The sequence below is a fragment of the Mesorhizobium montanum genome (assembly GCF_033977145.1).
GTDB lineage: Bacteria > Pseudomonadota > Alphaproteobacteria > Rhizobiales > Rhizobiaceae > Mesorhizobium > Mesorhizobium montanum.
The window spans coordinates 1-6246 of the sequence record NZ_JAVIJF010000048.1 but is presented as its reverse complement, the minus strand read 5'-3'; the positions used below and the strand labels follow the sequence as shown (position 1 = coordinate 6246).

Genomic DNA, 6246 nt, shown 5'->3' with positions numbered 1-6246 from the left:
CGAATTTGCCGCCCGTACCGCACGGAACGATAAGGCCGAACGTCTTCATCAATCCCCGGATCTGGTTCGCCACGTCCAGTGTCGTCCGCATGAGTTTCGTTCGAGCCGCGACCAATGTCCGAGAAAGCATGCTGTCAAAACCCTTTACCCGGACTTCGCAGAAGAAACCAACCTCCGCCAGGTGCGCAAGCCCATCGGCATCATTGGCATCGGTTTTGTTGGCGGCCATATCGAGGGCCGCTTTGGCATGACGGGCATCGATGCACATAGCCGGCACTCCTTCGGCGCGCAGCGCATGATAGAACCAAACCGACAGGGGGCCTGTTTCGAACACCACGCGTTCCACGTTTGGCGCTCGCCTGCGGATAAGTTCGGCTATGGTAGCGGGATCAGAGGCGCACTTCCCGCGCCAAATCCGCTTACCTGCACGACGGATCGAAATTGCCGTCTCTTTAATTGATACGTCGAGACCGATATACTCTGTCATGGCTGTTCTCCATTGATGCTGGGCCCGGCGTCCAGTCGATAGCCCGTATCTCATCATATCGGGGAGCAACCACCTTCCAAGATCATCGTCGGATCCAGAGCAGCCTCGTGCCCGCGATTACACCATGTATGTCCGCCTCTGCCGGTGAGGTGGCTCGTCCTACACTGCGCGTCCGAGGGTTGCTCGGGCGGGCCGAGCCGATCCTCACCACAGGAGGACGAGCCGTGGCGGATTATAGAGAAGCATTTGTCGGAATCGATGTTGCGAAGCTGAAGAACGCTATTGCGACTGCGGAGGCGGGCCGCGAGAGAGAGGTTCGCTTCTTCGGTGAGGTCGACGCGTCGGCCACCAGCATGCGGCGGGTCATAGGCCGGATCGCCAGCCGCTTTGATCACGTGCATTTCTGCTATGAGGCTGGGCCGACCGGGTATGGCCTTTATCGCCTGATCCGGTCGCTCGGGCACGAGTGCATCGTGGTTGCGCCATCATTGATACCGAGGAAGCCTGGCGATCGGGTGAAGGCGAACCGCCGAGACGCCATTTCCCTTGCCCGGCTATTGCGCGCCGGTGAACTGACCGCGGTGTGGGTTCCCGATGAAGGGCACGAATCCATACGGGATCTCGTCCGAGCCCGAGCTGCGGCAGTTGAGACGCTGCGCGTCCACCGCCAGCAGGCGAGCGCGTTCATGCTCAAAGCATGGCCGTAGTTATCCGCGCAAGAAGAGCTGGACGATGCGCTATCGAGAAAGTCTGATTCAAGCTGCTGGCTGGATGGAGGTCAGCATGGATGGACCGACAGGAACTGAATGACGCGGTTTGGGAACGGATAGCGCCGCATTTGCCTGGCAAGGCGACGGACCCCGGACGGACTGGGCGCGACAATCGGCTGTTTGTGGAAGCGATCCTGTGGCTGGCCCGCTCGGGAGCGCACTGGCGGGTCTTGCCCAAGGAATTTGGCCGCTGGCATACCGTCTACCAACGCTTCAACCGGTGGTGTCGAAGCGGCGTTTGGGAAAGGCTTTTCAGGGCTTTGAACGATGATGCCGACTTTGAATACGTCCTCGTCGACAGCACCATCGTGCGTGCACACCAGCACAGTGCCGGTGCCCCAAAAAAAGCGATCGATCCGAAAGTCGGTTTGAAGCTCACGCGCTGGGACGCTCCAAAGGAGGGCTGAGCACCAAAGTTCACGCTGCAACCGATGCTTTGGGCAACCCGATCCGCTTCATCCTGACCGGCGGCGAGCGCAATGACATCACCCAGATCGCGGGGCTGCTCGAAGGGTTGAAGACGGGCCATGTCCTGGCCGACAAAGGCTATGACGGGCAACGCGCCATGGACGCCATAGCCGCGGCTGATGCCAAGCCGGTCGTGCCGCGTCGCAAGACCACCGCCACATGGCGAACCTTTGATGCCGCGCTATACAAGGAGCGCAACCTGATCGAACGGTTCTTCAACAAGATCAAACACTTCAGGCGTATAGCAACTCGATACGACAAGCTCGGCAGAAACTACGCGGGCTTCCTAAATCTCGTCGCAGCACTTAGATGGTGCCTTTGAATGTAAACACTGCCTAGAGTCTAGCGCCAGCCCTAGCTACAACTCGTAAAGCCGGAATGGATCTCAGCCGAAGAGTACTGAATACACATTTGGCGGTCAGCGGCCGCACTATCGAGGCGACAGGTCGTCACAGAAGACGGCGCTGATTCTTTCCCTGAGCCGGAGCGACTTTCCTCTTGTCAGAGCCTTCCTCGCCCTTATCCGGCACCATTGGGTCGTCGTTCCTAACTTCCAAGGACCTGCCGGAAACGCCGGTGTCAGCTTGGGGACGACCTGTCCAACCTTCGGCGAATTTAGATCGGCTTATGTCGGCAAAGTCGAGTAACGCGCCAAGAAACCCCTTTGTGTCCGCATCGAGGTGATCGAAGGAAACCAGATGGAACGCGTATGCGGCCTTCTCGAGGGACTTGGCGATGCTGAACAGCTTCTCCGTATTGCTCAGCCTGATGACGATTTCCGCCAGTCCTTCGGCAGGAACGGCATTCAGCTCCTTCATGAATTTCTCACGGACTACCTGAGCCAGCCCTGCGCCGTTCGGCAAGTACTCCCTGATCGCAGCCTCGGTCCACCTCAGGTTGGAGAGCGCACCCTCGGTGTTCGCCCCAAAACGGATGGCGTCTGTCATGTGTCGAACTCGTTCGGCCGAGGGTCTGAGGGCGGTGTCCGCAGATGAAAAATCGAAGGCGGCGGCAGCGATGGCGGCGGCGAGATAGGTGAGGCGGCCAGCTCCCCGAGCGGCGGCGGAAGCGGGATGTGCGTTCACGGCCTCGCGGGCGAACAGTTGAAAGCCGTCGAGCGCGGTATTGGCGCATGAGGGCCCGAACCTGTCGGCGACAGCGGATTTGATCTCGTCAATCTTATCCCTGAAGACGCGACCGTTTCTGGCGTTATCGATGCCAGCGATCTCGCCATTGAACTCTTCTTCTGTCAGGCGGTTCAGTCCCGAAAGGGCGTCGCTGTCCTTGAGGCGCTGGAGGTCTGCCCCGTCGATCCACAGGACTCCGTGCTTCCGAGCCAGTTCCCGGAGCATCGGGCGGTTGTCGGTCGTGGCCACGCCCGCGCCTTCGACTGAGACGACGCTTGCCACGCCCCTGACGAAGAAAAGCCGTTCCGCTGCTTGCGGAGTCCTTTTGTCCTTGATGTCGATAATGGTGCGCCGTCGGGCCAGCGTTGCTGATCGCTCGTATACCCACATATCGATGTCTGTCAGCTCAACGCCATCATGCCGCAGTTTGATTCCGCGCATGACGAAGAACCCTGCACGGAGGAAATAGGCCCTGACCAGCTCTTCGGTCTTCAGACCCTTTGCACCGCTTGCCTTGGCCATCATAGGCTGCCTCCACCGCGTACGGCGCTCAACAGCGTCCGCATCTGCGACTTGCTTTGAGGACCCTGTTTCTTTGTCCGGAAATCCGTCCGAGCGGCTTCGGGAGGAGTGTAGCCGCTCATGCCAGCGCTCGGAAGCACTTCCAGCGCCGCTGCGGCGGCATCACCACCCTTCAGGACCTGCAAAGCAATCTGACCGACCTCCATCTTAAGCAGGCGCATCGTGAAATAGCCGTTTCCGGTATGCGTTAACTTGACAACGCGCTCGAATTCCAGCGCCCTATAGTCGCTCCCGATGGCAGGGGCAGGGCCGACCGCCTCTCCTCGGAGGAGCTTGGCAAGGATCAATTCAACGCCCCAAATCCGGCCGCGCACTGGCGTGCTCTGCGACATGCCGTAGCTGAGAGCGGAAACCAGCGCCTTAGCATGATCAAACGCGTCGTCGATCAACGGACTGGTGAATTTGTGGAACGCGCCCGGCGACGTCATGAACGCGTGTTCGCCAGCCTCATTGGAAACGACATTGATGTCGAAGACAGCAGCGGCCTGCAGCTTAGAGAGCAGCGGAGCGCCAAGCATCTTCTTCGCGTGGGTGGCAACAATCGCCCCCTTCACCTTGAGCAGCTGCTCGAACTGCTGGAGGCTCGCCTGTTCGGCCGGGGTCAGCGAGTCAAGGACCTTTTTGGTTTTTTCGGCTGTGTTCCGGCGGAAAAGGTTGCCGTTGAACAGAAGTCGGTCATCGCCTTCTCCCTCAGCGTCAACGAACCCAATGCCGTAAGCCTGGCCGAGGAAATCGGAGGTGTCATACTTGGTGAGCTTATATGTGTCGCTGATGTACTCGGTCGCGGCCTTCACGCCGACGGGCGCGGACGACGCCAGCTCCGCCAGGCCTATCGAGGCCAGCTCGAAGGGCTGGGGTTCATTCTCGTCGAAAAGGTCCGAGGCGTGACTAAGCGCAGTGCGACCGGTCACGCCAATGACCGAAACAGAACCGTCGGCGGCTACGTCGATGACCCGCCGATCCTGAAGCTGGGTGAGACATGCCTGGAGCTCTGTCTTAGGATTGAGGCCGCCGATCCTTGCAGCAGCTACCACTTGGCTCTTGCTCAGGTCCGCTTGCTTGCTCTCCGCAAGCCTGACGAGCAGCGAAGCCGCCTTAGCGGCAAGGTCTATCGCGCTGTATTCGGAAGCGCCGCGCTGGTCGCCCGAAATCTTCCTGCCGTGATGGATGACCCATGCACCCTTTGTCTGCTTGTCCATGTAAAGTCCCCTGTCGTCCCAAGACCGCACTAGCACGGCGTTCACTCCCTGCACAGGCATTCAAACGTGCGGCAGCCGACCGGGTGTGACTTGTTCTGCTCCGCAGGGTGCTACCCCCTTCGTCCCAGCTGGAGGCATTCCCTACGGATCGTCGGCAACTATGTTCGTGCTCGGCTCGTCTGCCAGCCCAGCCGGAAAATCGCCAGCCAGCAACTTCTCCTTCGACAGCAGCCCGGCGTCCTCGAGCGCCTCGAAATCCGGCAGCTGACGCAGCGTGTCGAGCCCGAACTGCGACAGGAAATTTTTCGTCGTCACATAGGTGTAGGGCGCGCCCGGCTGTGGGCTGCGCGGCCCCGAGGCGATCAGGTCCTGCGCGCGCAGCACGCCGATCAGATCGCGCGACACCTCCTTGCCGAAGAAGGAAGACAGCTCGCCGCGAGTGATCGGCTGGAAATAGGCGATGCACATCAGCACGAGCGCTTCCGACTGCGTCAGTTCTTTTGCCCCCTCACCCGCCGGCGTGCCGAAGGCGGCGTGGATGGCGTCGCCAAAGACCTTTTTGGTCCGATGCTGCCAGCCGCCGGCGACCGCGACCAGTTCGTAGGGGCGGCCACCGAGCTCGGCGCGGATGTCGTCGATGACCAGGTCGAGATTGCAGTTTTTTCCCACCACCCGCGCCAGCACCTCGCGCGGCACAGGCTCGCTTGCCGCAAAGATCACCGCTTCGACGCGGCCCATCCACTCGCGCCAGCGCAGTTCTGGCGGCAAGTGGTCGAGCTCGTTGTCCAGCAGCGCTGGCTGCTCGTTTGGCTTGCGGCGAACGGAGGCTTGGCTCATCGCTACAGCCCAAATAGCCGGAAGCTGGTGCGGCCCGACAGCTCGCGCACGGCCTCGAGCTGCTGCAGCCGTTCGAACAGCCGCCGCGCCGCAAAACGCGACAGGTTTTTCGTCGTCAGCGTGCCAGGGACGGCATCTTCATTGAGCAACAAAAAAATCACGTCGCCGGCGCCTTTCGCGCGCAGCTTTGGCGCCACCGCCAGGAGTTTTTCGGCGCGGCGTGACAGTTCGGTGGCCAGCCGGCAGGCCTCGGCCGCCGCTTGCACCAGCGCAAGGCAGACCGCTCGGTCAAAACCTCTTTCGCCGGGTCGAATACGCTTGTCGGCTTCTGAGCGGAAGGCCGGGCCAAAAGCCTGCGCCATCAGGAGCGGCCGCGGCCGCGGCCAGCGCAGGCCCTGCGCCAGCACCAAATCGGCGAGCCACCAGCCAGCTCGGCATCGGGGCGCATGCGACGTGCGCGGTGATCGCGGCGGCGACAAATGGCGCCGGCCGCGGCGCCGCCGCGAGATATCCGATGTGCGTGCAGAGGTCGGCGAGAGTCTCGTCGTCCCAGGCAAGCCCGAGCACCTCGGCCCCTTTTGCCAGCCGATCGGCGCTGACCGCCGGCGGCTGCAGCGCCAGCTGGCGCCAGGCGCCAAAAATGGCGCCGGCGGGCCCGGGATCGGCGCCGGCCGGGCAAAGCTGCCAGGCATCGCGCAAGCCGGCTTCGTCCTCGGCGCGGCCGGCGAGCCGCATGCTGGCGGCGGGGCATCTGAGCGCCAGCCGCTGGCGCCAGG

At 61.8% G+C, this 6246-nt stretch carries 6 protein-coding genes and 2 pseudogenes; 2 read left to right on the top strand and 6 right to left on the bottom strand.

Translation table 11 applies throughout. The features are described 5' to 3' along the window. Positions 1 to 487 (bottom strand): IS110 family transposase (locus tag RFM68_RS33235; protein WP_320237155.1); only part of this gene is annotated, 487 nt, incomplete at its 3' end. Positions 488 to 711: 224 nt separating this feature from the next. Here RFM68_RS33235 and RFM68_RS33230 point away from each other — a divergent pair. Beyond that, positions 712 to 1228, top strand: a pseudogene (locus tag RFM68_RS33230) (IS110 family transposase); the annotation flags it as partial. A 46-nt stretch (positions 1229 to 1274) separates the two neighbouring features. Continuing rightward, positions 1275 to 2047: pseudogene (locus RFM68_RS33225) on the top strand (IS5 family transposase). A gap of 127 nt (positions 2048 to 2174) precedes the next feature. Here the strand turns inward: RFM68_RS33225 and RFM68_RS33220 are convergent. The 5 genes from RFM68_RS33220 to RFM68_RS33200 form a co-directional block, all read right to left on the bottom strand. Beyond that, positions 2175 to 3377: a hypothetical protein gene (locus RFM68_RS33220; protein WP_320237154.1), complete on the bottom strand. Its 1203-nt coding sequence runs from the start codon at positions 3375 to 3377 to the stop codon at positions 2175 to 2177. After that, positions 3374 to 4633: a hypothetical protein gene (locus tag RFM68_RS33215; RefSeq protein ID WP_320237153.1), complete on the bottom strand. Its 1260-nt coding sequence runs from the start codon at positions 4631 to 4633 to the stop codon at positions 3374 to 3376. Before RFM68_RS33215 ends, RFM68_RS33220 begins: the two co-directional genes overlap by 4 nt. Positions 4634 to 4774: 141 nt before the next feature. Beyond that, positions 4775 to 5470 (bottom strand): SMC-Scp complex subunit ScpB, encoded by a 696-nt coding sequence (gene scpB / locus RFM68_RS33210; protein ID WP_320237152.1) that lies wholly within the window; start codon positions 5468 to 5470, stop codon positions 4775 to 4777. 2 nt (positions 5471 to 5472) lie between these two features. Beyond that, entirely contained in the window at positions 5473 to 5877 is a 405-nt protein-coding gene (locus tag RFM68_RS33205; RefSeq protein ID WP_320237158.1) for a DUF1403 family protein, read from the bottom strand. Beyond that, the gene (locus RFM68_RS33200) at positions 5759 to 6205 is read right to left on the bottom strand and encodes a DUF1403 family protein (protein WP_320237157.1); all 447 of its coding nucleotides are present in this window, start codon (positions 6203 to 6205) and stop codon (positions 5759 to 5761) included. The genes RFM68_RS33205 and RFM68_RS33200 overlap by 119 nt, the downstream gene beginning before the upstream one ends. Between the last annotated feature and the right edge of the window lie 41 nt (positions 6206 to 6246).

Coding starts and splice junctions, on each gene's coding strand:
- RFM68_RS33220 (WP_320237154.1), bottom strand. CDS start 3,377: ATGATGGCCAAGGCAAGCGGTGCAAAGGGTCTGAAGACCGAAGAGCTG.
- RFM68_RS33215 (WP_320237153.1), bottom strand. CDS start 4,633: ATGGACAAGCAGACAAAGGGTGCATGGGTCATCCATCACGGCAGGAAG.
- scpB (WP_320237152.1), bottom strand. CDS start 5,470: ATGAGCCAAGCCTCCGTTCGCCGCAAGCCAAACGAGCAGCCAGCGCTG.
- RFM68_RS33200 (WP_320237157.1), bottom strand. CDS start 6,205: ATGCGGCTCGCCGGCCGCGCCGAGGACGAAGCCGGCTTGCGCGATGCC.